The 19,235-nt window shown below is 51.1% G+C and carries 18 protein-coding genes; 11 read left to right on the top strand and 7 right to left on the bottom strand.

The features are described from left to right. The first annotated feature begins 22 nt into the window (after positions 1-22). Together CWE07_RS08030 and CWE07_RS08025 are read left to right on the top strand one after the other, a co-directional pair. A complete protein-coding gene (locus tag CWE07_RS08030) occupies positions 23-628 on the top strand; it encodes a DNA-3-methyladenine glycosylase I (RefSeq protein ID WP_111569387.1) in 606 nt (201 codons plus the stop codon). 37 nt (positions 629-665) lie between these two features. Next, positions 666-1,145 (top strand): GNAT family N-acetyltransferase, encoded by a 480-nt coding sequence (locus CWE07_RS08025; protein WP_111569386.1) that lies wholly within the window; start codon positions 666-668, stop codon positions 1,143-1,145. 18 nt (positions 1,146-1,163) lie between these two features. Here CWE07_RS08025 and tusA read toward each other — a convergent pair whose 3' ends face one another. From tusA to fadB, 3 genes are all read right to left on the bottom strand, one after another. Continuing rightward, complete coding sequence (tusA, locus tag CWE07_RS08020; RefSeq protein WP_111569385.1) at positions 1,164-1,421, bottom strand: sulfurtransferase TusA; 258 nt, start codon at positions 1,419-1,421, stop codon at positions 1,164-1,166. Positions 1,422-1,537: 116 nt separating this feature from the next. Further along, complete coding sequence (fadA, locus tag CWE07_RS08015; protein ID WP_111569384.1) at positions 1,538-2,701, bottom strand: acetyl-CoA C-acyltransferase FadA; 1,164 nt, start codon at positions 2,699-2,701, stop codon at positions 1,538-1,540. Between the two features lie 17 nt (positions 2,702-2,718). Further along, positions 2,719-4,860 carry a fatty acid oxidation complex subunit alpha FadB gene (gene fadB / locus CWE07_RS08010; RefSeq protein ID WP_111569383.1) on the bottom strand — a complete coding sequence of 714 codons (2,142 nt, stop codon included), beginning with the start codon at positions 4,858-4,860 and terminating at the stop codon, positions 2,719-2,721. Between the two features lie 135 nt (positions 4,861-4,995). Here fadB and CWE07_RS08005 point away from each other — a divergent pair, with 135 nt between their 5' ends. The 3 genes from CWE07_RS08005 to CWE07_RS07995 all read left to right on the top strand — a co-directional run bounded on the left by CWE07_RS08005 (position 4,996) and on the right by CWE07_RS07995 (position 9,939). After that, positions 4,996-7,041, top strand: coding sequence for a lytic transglycosylase domain-containing protein (locus CWE07_RS08005; protein WP_181452272.1), 2,046 nt, complete (start codon positions 4,996-4,998; stop codon positions 7,039-7,041). Further along, entirely contained in the window at positions 6,986-8,380 is a 1,395-nt protein-coding gene (pepQ, locus tag CWE07_RS08000; protein ID WP_157983249.1) for a Xaa-Pro dipeptidase, read from the top strand. The genes CWE07_RS08005 and pepQ overlap by 56 nt, the downstream gene beginning before the upstream one ends. Positions 8,381-8,487: 107 nt before the next feature. Continuing rightward, positions 8,488-9,939, top strand: a complete 1,452-nt coding sequence (locus CWE07_RS07995) for a TrkH family potassium uptake protein (RefSeq protein WP_111569380.1) — start codon at positions 8,488-8,490, stop codon at positions 9,937-9,939. A gap of 50 nt (positions 9,940-9,989) precedes the next feature. Here CWE07_RS07995 and trkA read toward each other — a convergent pair whose 3' ends face one another. From trkA to def, 4 genes are read right to left on the bottom strand one after another with little or no spacing between them, the layout of a single operon-like run. Next, entirely contained in the window at positions 9,990-11,366 is a 1,377-nt protein-coding gene (trkA, locus tag CWE07_RS07990; protein ID WP_111569379.1) for a Trk system potassium transporter TrkA, read from the bottom strand. Between the two features lie 27 nt (positions 11,367-11,393). After that, on the bottom strand, positions 11,394-12,812 hold the full coding sequence (gene rsmB, locus CWE07_RS07985; RefSeq protein WP_111569378.1) for a 16S rRNA (cytosine(967)-C(5))-methyltransferase RsmB: 1,419 nt from the start codon (positions 12,810-12,812) through the stop codon (positions 11,394-11,396). Continuing rightward, positions 12,809-13,777 carry a methionyl-tRNA formyltransferase gene (gene fmt / locus CWE07_RS07980; protein WP_111569377.1) on the bottom strand — a complete coding sequence of 323 codons (969 nt, stop codon included), beginning with the start codon at positions 13,775-13,777 and terminating at the stop codon, positions 12,809-12,811. Before fmt ends, rsmB begins: the two co-directional genes overlap by 4 nt. Positions 13,778-13,821: 44 nt before the next feature. Then, positions 13,822-14,334: a peptide deformylase gene (gene def / locus CWE07_RS07975; RefSeq protein ID WP_111569376.1), complete on the bottom strand. Its 513-nt coding sequence runs from the start codon at positions 14,332-14,334 to the stop codon at positions 13,822-13,824. A gap of 178 nt (positions 14,335-14,512) precedes the next feature. Here def and dprA point away from each other — a divergent pair, with 178 nt between their 5' ends. The 6 genes from dprA to CWE07_RS07945 are packed head-to-tail and all read left to right on the top strand — an operon-like array spanning position 14,513 to position 19,229. After that, a complete protein-coding gene (gene dprA, locus CWE07_RS07970) occupies positions 14,513-15,676 on the top strand; it encodes a DNA-processing protein DprA (RefSeq protein ID WP_111569375.1) in 1,164 nt (387 codons plus the stop codon). A 3-nt stretch (positions 15,677-15,679) separates the two neighbouring features. After that, the gene (locus CWE07_RS07965) at positions 15,680-16,153 is read left to right on the top strand and encodes a DUF494 family protein (RefSeq protein ID WP_111569374.1); all 474 of its coding nucleotides are present in this window, start codon (positions 15,680-15,682) and stop codon (positions 16,151-16,153) included. 24 nt (positions 16,154-16,177) lie between these two features. Then, a complete protein-coding gene (locus CWE07_RS07960) occupies positions 16,178-16,744 on the top strand; it encodes a DNA topoisomerase family protein (RefSeq protein WP_111569373.1) in 567 nt (188 codons plus the stop codon). 39 nt (positions 16,745-16,783) lie between these two features. Continuing rightward, positions 16,784-17,350 carry an L-threonylcarbamoyladenylate synthase type 1 TsaC gene (gene tsaC, locus CWE07_RS07955; RefSeq protein WP_111569372.1) on the top strand — a complete coding sequence of 189 codons (567 nt, stop codon included), beginning with the start codon at positions 16,784-16,786 and terminating at the stop codon, positions 17,348-17,350. Further along, positions 17,347-18,291, top strand: coding sequence for an oxygen-dependent coproporphyrinogen oxidase (gene hemF / locus CWE07_RS07950; protein ID WP_111569371.1), 945 nt, complete (start codon positions 17,347-17,349; stop codon positions 18,289-18,291). The genes tsaC and hemF overlap by 4 nt, the downstream gene beginning before the upstream one ends. Next, positions 18,288-19,229, top strand: a complete 942-nt coding sequence (locus CWE07_RS07945; protein WP_111569370.1) for a pseudouridine synthase — start codon at positions 18,288-18,290, stop codon at positions 19,227-19,229. The genes hemF and CWE07_RS07945 overlap by 4 nt, the downstream gene beginning before the upstream one ends. Positions 19,230-19,235 lie beyond the last annotated feature (6 nt).

Below are 19,235 nucleotides of genomic sequence, written 5' to 3'. Positions count from 1 at the left end.
CAATTTACAGGGAGTATGCAGGTTGAATAACGAACTAAATCACCCAAAACGCTGTCCTTGGTGCGGTGACGCACCCGATTATCAGGCGTATCACGACCAAGTCTGGGGTCGACCAGTGTATGACAGCCAAGACTTGTTCGCCAAACTTTGTTTGGACGGCCAGCAAGCAGGGTTAAGCTGGATCACGATTTTACGCAAACAGGCGGCCTATGAAGAGGCGTTTTTCGGTTTTGACCCTGAGCGTTTACACGCGATTCAAGGGGCTGAGCGCGAGGCCTTTATAGCTAACCAAATGACCAATGCAGGCATCGTGCGTAATCGTCTTAAAATTGAGTCCGTGTTTAGAAATGCGGATGGATTTATCGCCATTGAACGCAGCGGTACACAATTTAGCGACTTTATTTGGCAATTCGTAAACCACCAAGTTGTGGATAATTGCCCACAAAGCATGGCCGATATAGCCACTGACACTGAGGCTTCGAAAGCAATGTCCAAGGCGCTTAAAAAAGCGGGGTTCAATTTTGTTGGACCGACTATTTGCTATGCGTTTATGCAGGCAACGGGCTTGGTCAACGATCACTTGGCGTTTTGCCACGTGCGTCAGGTACTAGATACCGCCAAGAATTAACTCACGAAGTCATTGATTAAAAGGTACAAGCACTATCATGTTAGATATCCAAGCAGTTGATTACAGTAACCAAGCGCAAGCTGACGCATTGCTGATGTTATTAAATGCCTACGCGCAAGATCCGATGGGGGGTGGTGAGCCCTTACCAGCTGCAACAAAACGTGATCTTATCGCGCAAATGGCCGCCCGTGACGGCGTGTATAGCTTTATCGCTTATGTGCAGGGTAAACCAGTGGGGCTGGTCAATTGTGTGGAAGGCTTTTCTACCTTCGCGGCCAAGCCTTTGTGCAATATTCATGACATTGCGGTGCTATCAGGTCATCGCGGCCAGGGTATCGCTCAAGCGCTGATGCAGCGTGTGTGTGACGTGGCAAAAGAGCGCGGTTGCTGCAAAGTGACGCTGGAAGTGCTGACGGGCAATGAGCGCGCACGCAACGCCTATGCTCACTTTGGCTTTAAGCCGTATCAGCTCGACCCAAGCTTGGGCCAAGCAGAGTTCTGGGAGTACAAATTATAATGCCTTGGTGATGCGGCCTCAGGTCGCGCTGCTACCTGCGCCCTTTTGAATGAGGTAATGGTAGGGCTCCAGCTCGGTTTGCTGGGCCAGCAATTGGTGCGACATAAAGCGACAAAAGCTTGGTACGTCACGGGTGGTTGCGGGGTCGTCGGCGATGACTAATAAGGTTTCACCGGGCTGCATCTTACGCACTTGAGCACGGATCATCATCACCGGCTCTGGGCAGCGTAAACCTAGTGTATCGAGTTCATAATCGGCTTGTGAGAAAGGCTGCATGGGGCGCACCAATAAATTAAGTAGGTGCCTATAGTAGATAAAAATGAAGCCCTAAGCAAAAAAGGCAGCACCTAAAGTGCTGCCTTTCAACTTAGCGTTGATTGTACTTAGCGTGGTTAGATACGCTCGTACACGGTAGCAATACCTTGGCCTAAACCGATACACATGGTGGCTAAACCTAAGGTCGCGTCTTTGCGTTCCATCAGGTTAATTAAGGTAGTTGAAATACGCGCGCCCGAGCAACCCAATGGGTGGCCTAGTGCAATCGCACCACCGTTCAAGTTCACTTTGTCATCCATCAAGTCCATGATGTCTAAACCTTTCATCACCGCAAGTGCTTGCGCGGCGAATGCTTCGTTGAGTTCAAACAGGTCGATGTCTTGCAAGCTGACGCCAGCGCGCTGCAATGCTTTTTGCGTTGCAGGGACTGGGCCGTAACCCATAATGCTTGGGTCACAACCAGCCACTGCCATTGAGCGGATTTTCACACGCGGTGTTAACCCTAAGGCTTTGGCTTTCTCTGCTGACATAATTAAGGTCGCCGCGGCACCGTCAGAAATAGCTGATGACGTTCCCGCAGTGACCGAGCCGTTGGCTGGGTCGAATACAGGGCGCAAGCTAGCTAAGCCTTCCACCGTGGTTTCCGGGCGCACCACTTCGTCATACTTCACACGCTTCAGCACGCCGTCTGCGTCATGGCCGTTAATCGCATGGATTTCGTTATCAAATGCGCCACCTGTGTTGGCTTGATGCGCCAGTTGATGCGAGCGCGCACCGAACTGATCTTGCATCTCGCGGCTAATACCGAACTTGCGACCCAATAACTCGGCGGTCATCCCCATAGAGCCAGCCGCGCGTGCGACTGATTTGTTCATGCCTGGGTGGAAGTCGACGCCGTGCATCATAGGGACGTGACCCATATGCTCAACACCGCCAGCGATATAAATATCACCATTGCCGGTTTGGATGGCACGGGTTGCATCGTGAATAGCCTGCATGGATGAACCACACAGACGGTTCACGGTGACCCCGGCGACACTGTGCGGGAAGCCAGCGATTAAGGCTGAATTACGTGCAATATTAAAACCTTGCTCTAAGGTTTGTTGCACACAACCCCAATAGATATCTTCAATCTCAGTGGCGTCTACGTTTGGGTTGCGCTCAAGCAAGCCCTTCATCAGTTCTGCCGATAAATCCTCGGCACGCACGTTACGAAATACACCGCCTTTCGAACGGCCCATCGGCGTGCGGATACAATCTACAATGACTACGTCTTTCATAATCTTCTCCGTTCGAATTAGCTGTTAAAGTATGACTCGCCGGCTGCGGCTTTCTGGCGCAGACCGTCGGTAACTTGGTACATTTCGCCCAAGTGTGCATATTTGTCAGCTAACTCGACAAAATTCTGTAAGCCCATGGTTTCTAAGTAACGGAATGCACCGCCTCGGAATGGAGGGAAACCAATCCCGTACAATAAGGCCATATCGGCTTCTTCTGCACTGGCAACAATGTCGTCTTCATAGCAGCGAATGACTTCGTTGAACATCGGAATCATACAGCGCGCGATGATTTCATCGGCCTCTGCATCCGCGTTTTTCTCACCAATCACTTGGTAAACGTCCGCATTCACTTCTTTGACTGGGCGGCCGCGCTTGTCGGTGCTGTACTCATAGAAGCCTTTGCCATTTTTCTGACCGTAACGGTTGGCGGCAGCTAACTTCGCAATCGCACCGTTCTCGTCACGTGGCATGCGGCTTGGGAAGCCTTCAGCCATAACATGCGTTGCGTGGTCTGAGGTATCAATACCTACGACGTCGCTCAAATACGCAGGGCCCATTGGCCAGCCAAACTGTTTTTCCATGACTTTATCGATTTTCGGGAAATCAACGCCGTCGTCTAACAACATGCTGAAGCCCGCAAAGTAGGGGAACAACACGCGGTTTACAAAAAAGCCAGGGCAGTCATTGACGACAATTGGGGTTTTACCCATTTGCAGTGCGTAGGCAGTGACCGCAGCAACGGTGTCTTCAGACGTGTCTTTACCGCGAATAATCTCAACCAATGGCATTTTGTGCACAGGGTTAAAGAAGTGCATACCGCAAAAACGGCTTGGGTCTTTCAAGTTGGTCGCCAAGCGGTCAATTGAAATGGTTGATGTATTTGAGGTGATGATGGCGTCTTTAGCTACGACGCCTTCGATCTCGGCCAATACTGCGCCTTTCACTTTCGGGTTCTCAACCACAGCTTCAACAATAATATCAACGTTTTCTAATTCGTTGTTATGCAGTGTTGGCACAATCGCATTCAAGGTTTGGGCGACTTTCTCTGGCTTCACTTTGCCACGTTGAACGCCTTTACCAAGAATCTTAGCAGCTTCGTTCAAGCCCAAATCAAGCTGTTCTTGCTTGATATCTTTCATCACCGCTGGGACGCCTTTGACCGCTGATTGATACGCGATACCGCCGCCCATGATGCCTGCGCCGAGTACACCAGCACGTTTGATTTGCTTGCTTGCACTCTTCGCCGCTTTTTTGCTTTTACCTTTTACCAGCTGGTCAGCTAGGAAAATACCGACCTGCGCGCGAGCTGCGTCGGTCTGGGTAAGCTTAACAAACAGCTCGTTTTCGATATTTAACGCACCTTCGCGTCCTTCACCAGCGCCACGCTCAACGACTTCAACAGCGGCGTGCGGGGCAGGGTAATGCTTGCCTGCTTGGGCAAATACCATAGCTTTTGCGGTACTAAAAGACATCAAGCGTTCGGTATCATTGGCCTTAAGCGGCTTTAGTTTTGGCTGGCGCTTGGCCTGCCAATCTAATTCGCCAGCGATGGCGTCTTTGACCATGCTAAGGGCGGCGTGCTTGAGCTTGTCCTGACCGACAATGGCGTCAACTAAACCTATGCTCAACGCTTTTTCTGGCTTGTGGTTTGCGCCGGTGGTAATCGCTTCTAAAGCGTTGTCTGGGCCAATCACACGGGGCAAACGCACCATGCCGCCGAAGCCAGGGATTAGCCCAAGCTTCACTTCCGGCAAGCCAATCATCGCAGTGTCGTCAACGACACGGTAATCACACGCTAAGATAGCTTCGCAGCCGCCACCTAGCGCAAAGCCACTGACAGCGGCAACGCTTGGAACTGGCAAATCTTCTAACTTGTCGAATACTCGAGATGCCATGTGTACCCAAGATTTGGTTTTATCCAAGTCGGCGAATAGCGTCAGAAATTCAGTGATATCAGCGCCTACAATAAAAGTAGGTTTACTGCTGGTTACTATCACACCTTTTAACGCATTTTCGTTGTGCAGAGCGTCTAAAGCAGTGCTAAATTCAGTAAGAGTTTTTTGGTCAAATTTATTAACTGAACCTGGAGCGTCGAACTGAAGTTCGGCAATACCGTCTTCAATAAAGTCGACGTGTAGGTTTTCACCTTGGTAGATCATCGTGGGTCTCCCATTTGTTTACGGCCCATGCCGTTAACCGTTTACTACGTACAATGGTGCTGAATGAGTATGGAACAAAAATGTGGCACTAATCATCCCATATTGCAACAAAGATTAAAACAGCTGTTTAAATGCATGCGTAAGACTAAGCTGACACAAGGAATTGTGCTGATAGCATCACTTACTTTTAGCGCCAATGCGCTGGCTGAAAGCCGTGCGACTACTGCAGTGGTATCGCCAAATTTAACTGAGCTACGAGACCAATTTGAAGACGCTGAGCGGCGGGTAAAACGGGCTAATGAAGCAGAATATTTACAGCTGCAAAAGAAGTTTTCCGGCTATCCGTTATGGCCCTATTTAGAAGTTGAGTTCCTGCAAAACCACTTAAGTTTGGACAACGAAGCCTATGTCCTGAACTTCATGCAGACTTATTATGGTTCTCCGATGGAACGCCAGTTGCGCGATGCGTGGTTGAACTTTCTGGCGCGGCGTAATGATGCCCAGCGCTTCACCCGCGACTTTGTGAATCGGGGTAATACCCAGCAAGTGTGTCGTTATTTAGGCTATCGTTTGCGCTTAGACCCGTCAGAGCAGGAACTTGAACAAGAGATTTGGCCGCAAGTTCAGGCGCGTTGGGTGCAGGCAAATAGTCAGCCGCGCATATGTGACAGCGTATTTACGCAGTGGACACGTGCGGGCGAGCGCACTCAAGATGTTGTTTGGCAGCGCTTCAACGCTGCGCTGGATGAAGGCGTTTGGAATATTGCTCGCTTTGCGCGTAGTTTGCTGTCGGACGAACAAGAAGCGGGGGCCACCCAACTCGCCAACCAACTGATTGGATTACGTCAGCGTCCGCAACGGGTGTCAGATTGGGCACAATTACCGCATCAGAACCCACGTGTTCGCCATCATTTATACCGTGCTTTACAGCAGTTGAGTTGGCGCGATATTGACGCTTTAGTGCGCGTTTGGCCACGGATGCGTGACGAAATTGAGTTCACTACGGCGCAAAAGCAAGTGATTGATAGCCAAATTGGGGTGGTCCTTGCAGTGCGCAATGAGCCGTCCGCACGGGCTTGGTTCGAAAGCGTTGATACGACGGCGCTTGGGCCAGCCGGCCAGCAATGGTATTTAGCCACGCTACTGCGCGATCGTGACTTTCATACGTTGTTGGAATTTAGCGAGCATATGACGGAAGGTTCGCAGCCTGCCTATTGGCGAGCGCGTGCGTTGACCGAGCTGGAACGACACGTGGAAGCCGAGGCGGAATGGACTGAGTTAGCTAAATTGCGTCACTTTTATGGCTTTATGGCGGCCGCGCACTTAGACCAAGCACCCAACCTAAGTCGCGAACGCGCAGCGGCTACGCCAGAAGCTACTCAAGCGCTCCTTAGCCGTGCTGAAGTGCAGCGAGCGCATGAATTTTTTCAGTTGGGCCGACATTTTGATGCACGGCGGGAGTGGAACTTAGTACGCTCGCGTGTGAGCGAAGACGAGCGGGTTGCCGCTGCTATTTTGTCCTACGAATGGGGCTGGCTTGATCAAAGTATTCGTGAATTCGCAGCGTTAGGGTTAAACCAGGATCTTGAGCGGCGCTTCCCGATGGGCTTTCGTGAGGTGCTGGAACGCGAAGCTGAATCCAACCAAATTGACCCAAGCTGGGCGTTGGCGATTATCCGTCGTGAGAGTGCGTTTCAGGTGGATGCGGTGTCGCCAGTCGGTGCGCGAGGTTTGATGCAAATCATGCCGGACACGGCGACATATTTGCAGCAGAGCACCCACGTGGGTCGTCAGATGCGTCGTGCACCGGATATGAATAACCCAGAAGAAAACATTCAATATGGCACGCGTTATTTAAGTGAGTTATTACGCCGCAATGGGGGCAATTGGTTATTGGCGACTGCAAGCTATAATGCTGGCTTTCACCGGGTACGCGAATGGGTGCCGAGTGAGTCAGTGCCCGTGGATATTTGGATAGAAACCATACCGTATCAGGAAACCCGGGATTACGTGAAAGCTGTGCTGACGTATCAACAAATTTATCTCAGCCTATTGGCGCGGGATGACAACTTGCTACAACACATGCATAGTATGCGTATGGACCCCGAAGGAGGCCTCTGCGAATATGCCAATATCCAAGTCGAATCAGCAACTCGGCTCGCACCTATCACCACGTGTTGAAGGGCATAACTTTGAACAGTACCGCGCGCATTTCCATGACCTAAAGGCGCGGTACGATCGCTTACTTGAAGCCCATGATATGGACGTTTTGGCTGTGCATGCCGGGCAGCCAAAACGTCATTTTATGGATGACAGCGAGTATGATTTTAGAGTAAATCCGCACTTCAAAGCGATTTGCCCACTCGTCGATGCACCACACTCGTGGGTGATTATGCGCCAAGGCGCTAAACCGACACTGATACTTTTTGCTCCAGAAGATTTCTGGCATGAAGTAGTTAACATTGATGACGCGGACTGGCTGCCATTGTTCCACGTGGAACTGATTACTACCCCCAGCGATATTGAGCGCTTCATTCCTTATAATAAAGACCGAGTGGCGTATTTGGGCGAACATATAGAGGTCGCGCAGGCCCTTGGCATTATGCAGGTCAACCCGGAGTCGTTATTACATTCGCTACATTACCACCGCGTTTTTAAATCGGACTATGAACTGCAATGTATCGCCACTGCGAACCGGATTGCGGCGGCAGGTCATGAGGCCGTAGAAGCGGCCTTTTACGCTGGGCGAAGCGAATTTGAATGCTGGCTTGCGTACATGCAGGCAACGCAACAAGGGCCTACCCAAGCGCCTTACCAATCGATAGTCGCACAGAATCAGCATGCGGCTATTTTGCACTATCGCGGTAAATCCACCCAGCCGCTGCACGGGCGTTTGAAGTCGTTGATGATTGACGCTGGGGCCAGCTACCGAGGTTATGCATCGGACATTAGCCGTAGTTATAGCTTTAGTGAGCAACAGGGAGAGCACGCGGTATTTGCTGAACTTGTAAAGCGCGTCGACGCCCTGACTTTAGAGCTGGTTGACTGGGTTCGCCCGCATCGGTATTTCGGGAGTATTCAGGAGCAGGCGCATTATGGAGTTGCCCAGATATTACTCGATTTCGGCTGGGTCAAGGGTCTTAGCCTAGATCAAATGATCGACGAGCGCGTCACCTATGCATTTATGCCGCATAGCTTCGGCCATATGCTTGGGCTGCAAGTGCATGATGTGGGCGGCAACCTAGAAGACGCCAGTGGCAAAGCCAGCCAAGCCCCGGAGCGCTTTCCTAACTTGCGTACCAACCGTAAAATTGAACCCCGTCAAGTGGTCACCATTGAACCTGGGGTCTACTTTATTGATGCCTTATTGCAGCCATTTGGCCACGGCCCACTGGCGCGGCATTTTGATTGGCAGGCACTGGATGCGATGCGTGACTTCGGTGGTGTTAGAATTGAGGATAATATTGTGGTTACCGAACACGGCGCTAGCAACCTGACACGGGCGCAGGGTTTAAGGTAGTATCGCGCCTAAATTAGGTAGTTGAAGCTGAATACGTCAGTAAATAGTCCGCGTAAAACGGTGAATAACAAGCTAATAAAAAGCTAAAAATATGGTAAATCAAAAGCATGCAAGTTAGGACGATACTGCGTATTTTGGGTCTTCTGGTCGCGCTTTTCAGTATGACCACGCTGCCGCCGATCGGTGTTGCCATGTATTATGGTGACGGCGGTGCTGGCGCATTCTTTTTTGCCTTTTTACTTAGCCTATTGATAGGATTCGCGTTGTGGTACCCCAATCAAAACCAGCGTCGGGAATTGAAAACCCGCGAAGGCTTCGTCATCGTAGTTTTATTTTGGGTGGTGTTGGCTTCAGTGGGGGCGATTCCCTTTTGGATGCCTGATGAATTCCAATTAAGCTTCACTGACTCGATGTTTGAAGCCTTTTCGGCACTAACCACCACGGGTGCCACGATTCTAACCGGTATCGATGAATTACCTCATGCCTATCGCTTCTACCGCCAGCAACTGCAGTGGTTTGGCGGAATGGGAATTATCGTATTGGCAGTCGCAATTTTGCCATTGCTAGGCATCGGCGGCATGCAGCTATTTCGAGCTGAGACACCTGGGCCGATGAAAGATAACAAGATGACGCCACGTATTGCCGACACGGCCAAGCACTTGTGGTACATCTATTTGGGCATAACTGCGGCCTGCGCATTGGCGTATTGGGCCGCTGGTATGAGCCTATTCAATGCCATTGGTCATGCAATGTCGACGGTCGCCATCGGTGGCTTCTCCACCCACGATGCAAGCCTTGGTTATTATGACAGTGGCTGGGTCAATTTGGTCGCTATCGTGTTTTTATTGATTGCCGGCGTTAACTTTGCACTGCACTTTGGTGCCGTACGTGGGCGCACGGTAAGGGGCTACTTAGCAGACCCAGAGTTGCGCGCGTTTTTATTGATTCAATTCGTACTCATGGTGATATGCGCGGTGACCTTGGTGCTATTCCAATGGCACGACGACATTGGCGCTTCTATCTCTCACGGCGCCTTGCAGGCGGTGTCTATTGCCACGACAGCGGGTTTTACCACCGAAAACTATGCGGTGTGGCCGGTGTTCTTGCCGGTGTTGCTTATATTTGCGAGTTTTATCGGCGGCTCAGCAGGTTCGACGGGCGGCGGGTTAAAGGTTATTCGGGTGCTGCTGTTATTCCGTCAAGGCGTGCGCGAGCTTAATCGCTTGGTTCACCCTAAAGGGGTGTTCAGCGTTAAATACGGTAATCGGCCACTGCCAGACCGTGTGGTACAGGCCGTATGGGGGTTCTTTGCTGCATATGCACTGGTATTTGTGTGCATTATGCTGGCATTTATTGCCACCGGGCTGGACGATTATTCGGCGTTTGGTGCCACCGCTGCGACACTAAATAACTTAGGCCCTGGCTTAGGTTCTGTGGCGGTGAACTTTACCGACGTGACCACGGCCGGCAAATGGGTTGCGATTCTCGCCATGCTGTTTGGGCGTCTTGAAGTGTTTACCTTGCTGGTGCTATTTACCCCGACCTTCTGGCGAGGCTAATACGGTATCATCGTGAGCAATGTTTCTGTTTTAAAAGCAATGCTTCTGTTTTAAAAAAACAGGGCGCTAGGTTCAAATAAGCGCTCAACGTCAGTGACATATTTTTTGTCCACCAAGAACATCACCACATGGTCATCGGACTGAATCACGGTCTCACCGTGAGCGATAATGGTTTCACTGCCGCGCACAATGGCGCCAATAGTGGCGCCCGGTGGTAACTTGATTTCATTGATAGATTTGCCAATCACTTTTGACGTTTTTTCATCACCATGAGCAATCGCTTCAATGGCCTCTGCTGCGCCTTTTCGTAATGAGTAGACATTGACGATATCGCCGCGGCGAATATGGCGTAACAGTGCGGAAATGGTGGCGTTTTGCGGTGAAATGGCGATATCAATGTCACCACCTTGCACTAGGTCGACGTACGCACTGCGCTGGATTAACACCATGGTTTTCTTCGCGCCCATGCGCTTTGCAAGCATCGCTGACATGATGTTGGCTTCATCGTCGTTGGTGACTGCAACAAACACGTCAATATCTTCAATATGCTCTTCGCTGAGCATTTGTTGATCCGACGCGTCACCATGCAGCACTAACGTATGCTCTAAGCTGGCGGATAAGTATTCGGCGCGCTCTAATTTAGTTTCCACTAGTTTGACCCGGTGGCTGCGTTCTAAGGCACGCGCCAAGCCAGCACCGATAAGGCCACCACCGACTATCATAATGCGCTTGTAGGTGTCCTCTAAGCGCTGCAATTCTTGCATTACGATGCGAATATTATTGGTGTCAGCGACAAAGAATACCTCGTCATCGGCTTCTATAACGGTGCTGCCGAGGGGGCGAATGGCGCGACCTTGGCGAAATATCGCCGCAACACGTGCATTTACGTTTGGGATATGTTGTTTGAGGGCTGATATCGCATGGCCGACCAATTTACCGCCGTAATAGGCTTTAACGGCAACCAAGCTGACTTTACCGCCCGCAAACTCCATCACCTGCAACGCACCAGGGTAATCTATCAAACGCTTGATATAGTCGGTGACCAACTGCTCTGGCGCAATTAAGTGATCAACGGGCATATCCTGGTTGTGGAAGAGTTTGTCTTTATAGCGGATATACTGCTCTGAGCGAATACGGGCAATTTTGGTCGGCGTATTAAACATACTGTAGGCAATTTGACAGGACAGCATATTAACTTCATCGGTGCTGGTCACTGCAACCAGCATATCCGCGTCTTCCGCGCCAGCCGCTTCCAGCGTATCCGGATGCGCGCCATTGCCAACCACGACGCGTAAATCATACTTTTCTTGCAGCTCGCCCAGGCGATTACGGTCAGGGTCAATAATCGTAATCTCGTTCTGTTCACCGACTAGGTTTTCCGCCAGCGTGGTTCCGACTCGTCCTGCACCTACGATAATTATTTTCATAAATACGCTGCTTAAAAGTGAAGTATGTTAGTTAACTGCTTTACGCAGCACGGCGTAATAAAATCCGTCGTGACCATCAATTTGCGGTAGCCACTGTAAACCAATCTGAGTATTCGGTGGCATGGCAGTCGGCGTATTCGCAGTACCAGCCCCAAGCTCAGGTGCAACAATGTGCGCCATATCAGGGCCTTCACAAGGTATCAATTCAGCATCCGTGTGCTGTTCTAAAAATGCCACTACTTGCAGGGCATTCTCGTGCGGCAGTACCGAGCAAGTCGCATATATCAAAGTACCACCTGGCTTTAAGAGCTGCCACATGTTGCTAAAAATTTGCTGCTGCAAAGTGACTAAATTGGCAATATCAGCTGCCTGGCGCAGCCACTTAATATCCGGGTGACGGCGAATGACGCCAGTGGCGGAGCAGGGAGCATCAAGCAAAATGTGATCATATAAGGCACCGTCCCACCAATCTTGAGTGCTGGCATCGGCATGAATAATCCGGGCGCTCAGGTGTAAGCGCGCTAAATTTTCACTGACTCGAGCTAAGCGTGTTTGCTCAATATCCAGTGCATCGACCTCTATATCGTAGAGCTCAAGTAAGTGAGCGGTTTTGCCGCCTGGCGCAGCACAGGCATCAAGTACCCGTTGACCAGATTGCGCGGGCACCAGTTGCGCGGCATATTGTGCTGCGGCGTCCTGCACTGACACGGCACCGTCGGCAAACCCAGGCAGCGCAGTCACGTCACAGGCTTGCTTTAGGCGCAAAGCTTGGGGTAACCCCACTGCGGCCTCGCTTTCAATGCCAAGCGCACTAAGTTGAGCCTGATAGTCGCTTAACTGCATGCGCTGTTGATTCAAATAGCGCTGATTGACCCGCAACCACATCGGAGGTTGGTGCTGATTCGCCTCCACAATGCTTTGCCAATGCTCAGGGTAACCGGTTTGCAGGTGTTTAAGGAGCCAGCCAGGATGGTTGTAGCGCTTGTCAGCTTGCTGCGCCAATTGCGTCTCAAGATTATGTTGTTGACGCTGAAAGCCGCGTAACACGGCATTCACCAAGCCCTTCAGTGCCTTTTGGCGCACTAAAACAGTGGCCTCGACGCTGGCTGATACCGCGGCATGGGACGCCGTGCGCATCGCGCTTAACTGATACAGCCCAACCAGCATCAGGTAATGGACAATCCTGACTTTGCTTTTCAGCGGCTTATCAAGTAACTGCGATACATACCACTCAAGGCTTGGCAATTCACGCAGTACGCCGAAAGCTACGGCTTGGGCAAGCCCTTTATCGCTGGCGTCGAGTTTAAACTTCGCGACTGCTTCTGGCAGCGCTTGATTGAGTGAACGTTGATGCTGTAACACTTGCTGTAAAGCATAGGCAGCCGCCGCACGCGGGGCCGCGCCACTCTTCGCTTTCTTGCTCTCGCCGGTGCGGGCTTGATTCATGCGTCACCCGCTGTGGCGTCCATTACGCAACCGACGGCAAACAACTGGCCACGGCCATTTAATAGGTCAGCTGCGGACATTGGCTTTTTACCAATCGGTTGAATGCTTTCCAATGCAAGAGTGCCTTCGCCACAGCTGACCCAAATACCCTGCTTATCGGCGCGTACTATGGTTCCAGGGGAAGCGGTGCCAGGATTAGCGTGTTCTGCCCATGCGACAATACGCCCTTGGATAACTTTAAAGCGCTCGCCCTGGAGATAAAACTCGGTACCAGGCCATGGGGTGAAGGCACGAATACAGCGCTCAATAAATACCGCGCTTTGTTGCCAGTCAATCCGAGCTTCGTCCTTATTCAACTTACTTGCATAAGTGGCGGCGTGGTTGTCTTGCTGTTCAGCCGGTAAGCCGTCCGCGGCTAGCTTGTCCACTGCTTCAATCAATGCCTGAGGACCGAATTCGGCAAGTTTGTCATACAGGCTGGCCGACGTTTCTTGCGGATCAATCGCTACACTGTGTTTGAGTAACATAGGGCCAGTGTCTAAGCCAGCATCCATTTGCATAATGGTCACGCCAGTGACAGTGTCACCGGCCCAGATAGCGCGCTGAATTGGGGCGGCACCGCGCCAACGTGGCAACAGTGAACCATGCACATTAATACAACCTAAGCGTGGGGCGTCCAGTACAGCCTGGGGCAATAACAAACCATAAGCGACAACAATCATCAGATCAGCTTGGTAGCTCTGCAGCTGCGTTAACGCGTCCGACTGCTTAAAGTTGGCTGGCTGCTCAACCGGTAGGCCGTGAGTCAGCGCAAGTTGTTTCACTGAGCTGGCTTGTAGCTTTTTGCCACGACCTGCAGGGCGGTCAGGCTGGGTATACACAGCCACCACTTGATGGTCTGTTTCAAGTAAGGCGGCTAGATGCCGCGCTGCGAAGTCAGGGGTGCCGGCGAAAATAATGCGCAAGGGTAATTCCTTTGGTAGCGAGGGGCTGCGAGGTAGCTGCGCGTTTAAGCGTAACGCGCAGCGAGCTTAGCTTCTTTTTCTAGCTTCTTACGGATACGGTTGCGCTTCAGCGGCGACAGGTAATCAACGAACAGTTTGCCTTCTAAATGGTCGAGCTCATGCTGAATACAGATTGCCAGTAAGCCATCCGCGGTCAGTGAAAACGATTCACCGTTGCGATCAAGGGCTTCGACGGTGACTTCGCCCGCACGCTCAACTTTCGCATACACATTTGGGAAGCTAAGGCAGCCTTCTTCATTTTCAAAAATACCATCGCGGGCAACAATCTTCGGATTGATAAACACGAGTGGCTGGTCTTTGTCTTCCGAGCAATCGGCAATAAATAGCTGTTGATGCACATCCACTTGGGTAGCCGCAAGGCCGACGCCATTAGCGTCATACATAGTTTCAAACATGTCATCGATAATGCCACGCAAGGTGTCGTCAACCTCAGCCACTGGCTTGGCTACGGTGCGTAGGCGCTCGTCTGGATACTGCAAAATGTCTAGCTTAGCCATGGATAAAACCTCAGATTCTTTACATGTGCCGTGGCGATTGGTGCCCCTTTTTTAGTCAAAAAGAGTTAAACCACGAGATATGTCGCAATTTTAACCTTTACGCCTTATAAATCCTAGTCTCGCGTGCGTGGGCTTCTACTATTAGCGTAGTAGATAATTTCGATGCACGGATGCGTAGATGACTCATACAGACTTTGACACTCAAATACAGACTTCAGCAACGGATAAAAAAGCGACCAAGTTAGATGCCCAAGCGCTGCAAAATTGGTTGGCGTATAGTTTAGCGCCGATGAGTCTGCTGCATTTGCTGAATCGGCATGGGATGCAAGTCGGGCGTGATATCACGCAACCGTTCAGCGATTTGAACCCTTTTTGGCGTCAGCAAATGCCGAAAGTTGATCCAAGCGTGTTGAAGGCGGTGTTGAATTGGTTGGATGCCGATGAAAACCACCAGTGTATCGTTCAAGGTGATCCTCTCTACCCCGAACTCTTAGCCGATATAAATAGTCCGCCGCGAATGCTGTACTGTGCCGGCGATGCGCGCTTGCTTACCAGCCCGCTATTGGCGGTGGTCGGTAGCCGTAGAGCATCCCCCTATGCGTTGACGCAAGTCAGCGACATCACTGCCAATTTAGTGCGTCATGGCTGGGGTATCTGTAGCGGCATGGCGATGGGTGTCGACGGAGCTGCCCATCGCGCGGCATTGGAGCAAGGCGGAAAGACGGTGGCGGTGCTCGGTTGTGGCGTCGATATTTGTTACCCCCCACGCCAGCATACGTTGTACCGGGATATTCAGCAGAATGGACTGTTGGTCAGTGAATTTTATCCAGGCGCACCTGCGCGTAGCGATCATTTTCTGCGCCGCAACCGTATAATAAGTGGTCTAAGCCAAGGTGTTTGGGTTGCAGAAGCCAGTTTACGCAGTGGCTCACTGGCGACCGCTAACTTTGGGTTGGAGCAAAACCGCGTGGTCTACGCGTTACCAGGGCCAGTGACGATGCCAAGTTTCGCGGGCAACCACAAATTGTTACAGCAGGGCGCTGCTTTAATCACTTGCGCGGAGGATATATTAGCCGAGCTACCCGTGTTAAAATGCCGACCAGAGCTTGAAAATGAGGGCTCGCGCCCACATAGTCATCATCAATCTTTGGGGTTAGCACAAAAGCGCTTGGCAAATAGTGAATTGTTAGCTAACGTTGGATTTGAGACCACGTCCATTGACAGTCTGGTCACCCGTACCCGCCTGCCAGTGGCTGCACTAATGGACCAACTGATTACACTTGAGTTGGATGGATGGGTAACCGCAGTACCTGGCGGATACGTCAGGGTGAGGAGGGAATAAGCGATGTTTGATATCCTCATGTACTTGTTTGAAAACTACATCCATTCTGAAATGGAAGTAGTCGTCGACCATGATGAACTGACTGATGAGCTTACCCGTGCCGGATTTGCACATCAGGAAATCAACAAAGCATTGGCGTGGTTAGAGCGCTTAGCTGATCTGCAAGACAGCCAAGCCAAACCCTATTTAAATAAGGCGCCGCAAGGTGCCGTGCGCGTGTTCACTGAGGCAGAGAAAGGGCGTTTGGACATACCGAGTCAAAGCTTTTTGATGTACTTAGACCAGATCGGCGTACTCGACTTTACCACCCGCGAAATGGTACTTGACCGTGTGATGGAACTCGACAGCAAGCAGTTCAGCTTAGAGGACCTGAAGTGGGTGGTGCTGATGGTATTGTTCAATGTACCTGGGCGCGAAGACGCATACTCACAAATGGAAGGTTTGTTGTTTGAGGAGCCGGATGGCTTCTTACACTAATATCATGCTGGACCAAGGTTAAATGTGTCAGTGAGTGATCATAAACCATTATTTGACCTAGCAAGCCATGAAAACACTGCGGGCGAGATTTGCCCGCAGTGCCAAAGCCCTCTCAAGGTTAAGCATATTGGCACCAATAGTTTTTGGGGTTGCACCAGCTACCCTGCGTGCGACTATACGCGCTCGTTACACGAAGAAGCGAGCTTTACTCCGCAACCACTCCCCGATAGTCCTTGTCCGCTGTGCCAATCGCCATTAATGCTGAAAAAAGGTCGCTATGGCTTTTTTATTGGTTGTAGTGACTTTCCAACTTGCCACTACATGGCAGACCCCGAGCCTGAAGCGCCCGTGGCATTGGCAGACTGTCCGACGTGCAAGAAAGGTCAGTTAGTCGAGCGCACCAACAAATATGGCAAAGTATTTTATGCCTGTGACCGCTACCCCAAGTGTAAGTTTGCGTTAAATCATAAGCCTCAAGCGTCGCCTTGCCCTGAGTGTGACTATCCGCTGTTGATTGAGAAGCCAAGTAGCCAAGGCATACGGCTAGTCTGCCCGCAAAAGTCCTGCAGTTATAAGTCAAAGCCTTTATAATACCGTCATATCCGTATTTCGAATGCAGGAGAGTTGGCGGTGACTGAGACAACCGAGACCCTAGTACAAGCGCGCGATGCCCTTCGCGACCATCAAGTGATTGCTTATCCGACGGAAGGGGTGTTTGGCCTCGGCTGCGCGCCTTATGACGAAGTAGCAGTGCGCAAGCTGCTGGCGCTGAAAAATCGGGACATTAGCAAGGGCATGATTCTCATCGCTGCCGACTACTCTCAGTTACTTGATTATGTCGACGACAAACAAATCGGGCAAGACGTGCGCTTTAAAGTGCTGTCACACTGGCCTGGGCATACCACGTTAATCTTACCTGCTCGCCATGACGTGCCGCGCTTTCTAAAAGGTGATCATGACACCATTGCGGTGCGCGTGACGGCGTTTGAGCCTGCGCGACGCCTATGCCGCGCATTAGGCACTGCATTAGTATCAACCAGCGCCAACGCCAGTGGCGAACCTGCCATGACCAGCGCCGAACAGGTTCGCCAAAGCTTCGGTGACCAGCTAGGCTGGATTATGGACGAGCCAGTCGGCCAAGCATCGGGTCCAAGTAAGATTATCAATCCATTGACTAATGAGGTCGTGCGTACATGAGTTTTGATAGCAGCCAAGAACATCAGTACTTAGCCCGCGTTAAAACCTATTTGATGCAGCTTCAAGATGCCATTTGTGCTGAATTAGAGGCCATCGATGGTGGTGCCAAATTTACGGAAGATGCCTGGGACCGGCCGGAAGGCGGTGGTGGGCGCTCGCGTATTTTGCGTGGTGGTGATGTATTTGAGCAAGGTGGGGTGAACTTCTCTCATGTGTTTGGCGCTAAGATGCCAGCGTCTGCCACGGCCCATCGACCTGAACTAGCCGGACGTAGCTTTCACGCCTGTGGTGTATCCTTGGTGCTGCATCCGAATAACCCTAACGTGCCAACGAGTCATGCCAACGTGCGCTTTTTTATTGCTGAGAAAGAGGGCGAAGCACCAGTGTGGTGGTTTGGTGGCGGATTTGATTTAACGCCGTTTTATCCTCAGGAAGCAGACGTCATTCATTGGCATCAGACCGCAAAGCGCGCCTGTGACCCCTTTGGTGAAGACTATTACCCACGCTTTAAACGCTGGTGTGACGAATACTTCTTCCTACCGCACCGTAATGAAACCCGCGGGGTGGGTGGTTTATTTTTTGATGACTTAAATACCAACCCAGCTGGTGAATTAGACTTCGAGCACGCCTTTGGGTTGATGCGTTCGGTGGGCGACCACTTTACTCAAGCCTATGTACCCATTGTAAAAAAGCGCAAAGATGCGGCATTTGACCAAGCTCAGCGTGACTTCCAGCTGTATCGCAGAGGGCGTTACGTTGAGTTTAACTTAGTGTATGACCGAGGCACTCTGTTTGGCTTGCAAACTGGTGGTCGCACGGAATCCATCTTAATGTCGATGCCGCCGCTGGCACGCTGGCAGTATATGTATGAACCAGAGCCAGACAGCGCAGAAGCCAAGTTGTATGACCGTTATTTAAAGCCGCAGGCGTGGCTTGAATGAGCGAGGCAACAGGCGTGCGCCTGAATAAATGGATAAGCGAAACTGGCATTTGTTCGCGTCGTGAAGCCGATGCGTTGATTGCTGCGCAGCAGGTCAAAGTAAACGGTCGAGTCGCCGAAATGGGTGTTCGGGTCGGCCCCGATGACACCGTTGAGGTAAAAGGGCGGACTTTAGGTAATAAGCCCAAGCGGGTGTACCTGGCTTATCATAAGCCGGTGGGGGTCACTTGCACCACGGAACGCAAAATTCGCAGCAACATAGTTGATGCAGTGAATTACCCTCAACGCATATTTCCGGTCGGTCGCCTTGATAGACCCTCAGAAGGTTTGATTTTGCTCACTAATGATGGTGATATTGTGAACAAGATCTTGCGCGCAGGGAACGAACACGATAAAGAATACATTGTGACCCTGAAAGACGCCTTTGATGATAGCTTTTTGCAGGCTATGCGCAGTGGTGTACCGATTCTTGATACGGTCACAAAGCCATGCCAAGCTGAGCGTATCAGCCGAAAAACTTTTCGGATTATTTTAACTCAGGGGCTTAACCGCCAGATACGCCGTATGGCAGAGTATCTAGGTCATGAGGTGGTGACCCTCAAGCGCATTCGAATTATGCATATTGGCTTGGGTGATTTAGCCCCCGGCAGTTACCGTGAATTGGGTGGCAAAGAATTGAATGTGCTTGAGAAGCTATTGTCGCACTCAATTAAAACCGAAGAAGCGTCCTACACAAGTGGGCAAGCAAGCGGACAAGAAAGTGGGCAAGTAAAGAAAGCACGCGCTCAGAAAGGTGAACCGGCTAGCAATAAGCCATCAGCCAAGCGTGCGAATCAAACGAATAAAAAACCACGCTCGTCGGGTCGGCAGTCAAAGACGGGTGATTTGAAACCAGCAGAGCAACGGGGCAAAGCAGGATTTAGAGCCCGTAAGCGTTAATCTGCA

Origin of the sequence: Aliidiomarina maris, from assembly GCF_003987335.1 — a bacterium.
Lineage (GTDB): Bacteria > Pseudomonadota > Gammaproteobacteria > Enterobacterales > Alteromonadaceae > Aliidiomarina > Aliidiomarina maris.
Note: the sequence above shows the minus strand (reverse complement) of the source record. Positions and strands in the feature narration are given on the sequence as shown.

Coding starts and splice junctions, on each gene's coding strand:
- rsmB (WP_111569378.1), bottom strand. CDS start 12,812: ATGAATCAAGCCCGCACCGGCGAGAGCAAGAAAGCGAAGAGTGGCGCG.
- CWE07_RS08025 (WP_111569386.1), top strand. CDS start 666: ATGTTAGATATCCAAGCAGTTGATTACAGTAACCAAGCGCAAGCTGAC.
- trkA (WP_111569379.1), bottom strand. CDS start 11,366: ATGAAAATAATTATCGTAGGTGCAGGACGAGTCGGAACCACGCTGGCG.
- CWE07_RS07995 (WP_111569380.1), top strand. CDS start 8,488: ATGCAAGTTAGGACGATACTGCGTATTTTGGGTCTTCTGGTCGCGCTT.
- fadB (WP_111569383.1), bottom strand. CDS start 4,860: ATGATCTACCAAGGTGAAAACCTACACGTCGACTTTATTGAAGACGGT.
- CWE07_RS07965 (WP_111569374.1), top strand. CDS start 15,680: ATGTTTGATATCCTCATGTACTTGTTTGAAAACTACATCCATTCTGAA.
- def (WP_111569376.1), bottom strand. CDS start 14,334: ATGGCTAAGCTAGACATTTTGCAGTATCCAGACGAGCGCCTACGCACC.
- tusA (WP_111569385.1), bottom strand. CDS start 1,421: ATGCAGCCTTTCTCACAAGCCGATTATGAACTCGATACACTAGGTTTA.
- fadA (WP_111569384.1), bottom strand. CDS start 2,701: ATGAAAGACGTAGTCATTGTAGATTGTATCCGCACGCCGATGGGCCGT.
- CWE07_RS08005 (WP_181452272.1), top strand. CDS start 4,996: ATGCGTAAGACTAAGCTGACACAAGGAATTGTGCTGATAGCATCACTT.
- dprA (WP_111569375.1), top strand. CDS start 14,513: ATGACTCATACAGACTTTGACACTCAAATACAGACTTCAGCAACGGAT.
- pepQ (WP_157983249.1), top strand. CDS start 6,986: ATGCCAATATCCAAGTCGAATCAGCAACTCGGCTCGCACCTATCACCA.
- CWE07_RS07945 (WP_111569370.1), top strand. CDS start 18,288: ATGAGCGAGGCAACAGGCGTGCGCCTGAATAAATGGATAAGCGAAACT.
- hemF (WP_111569371.1), top strand. CDS start 17,347: ATGAGTTTTGATAGCAGCCAAGAACATCAGTACTTAGCCCGCGTTAAA.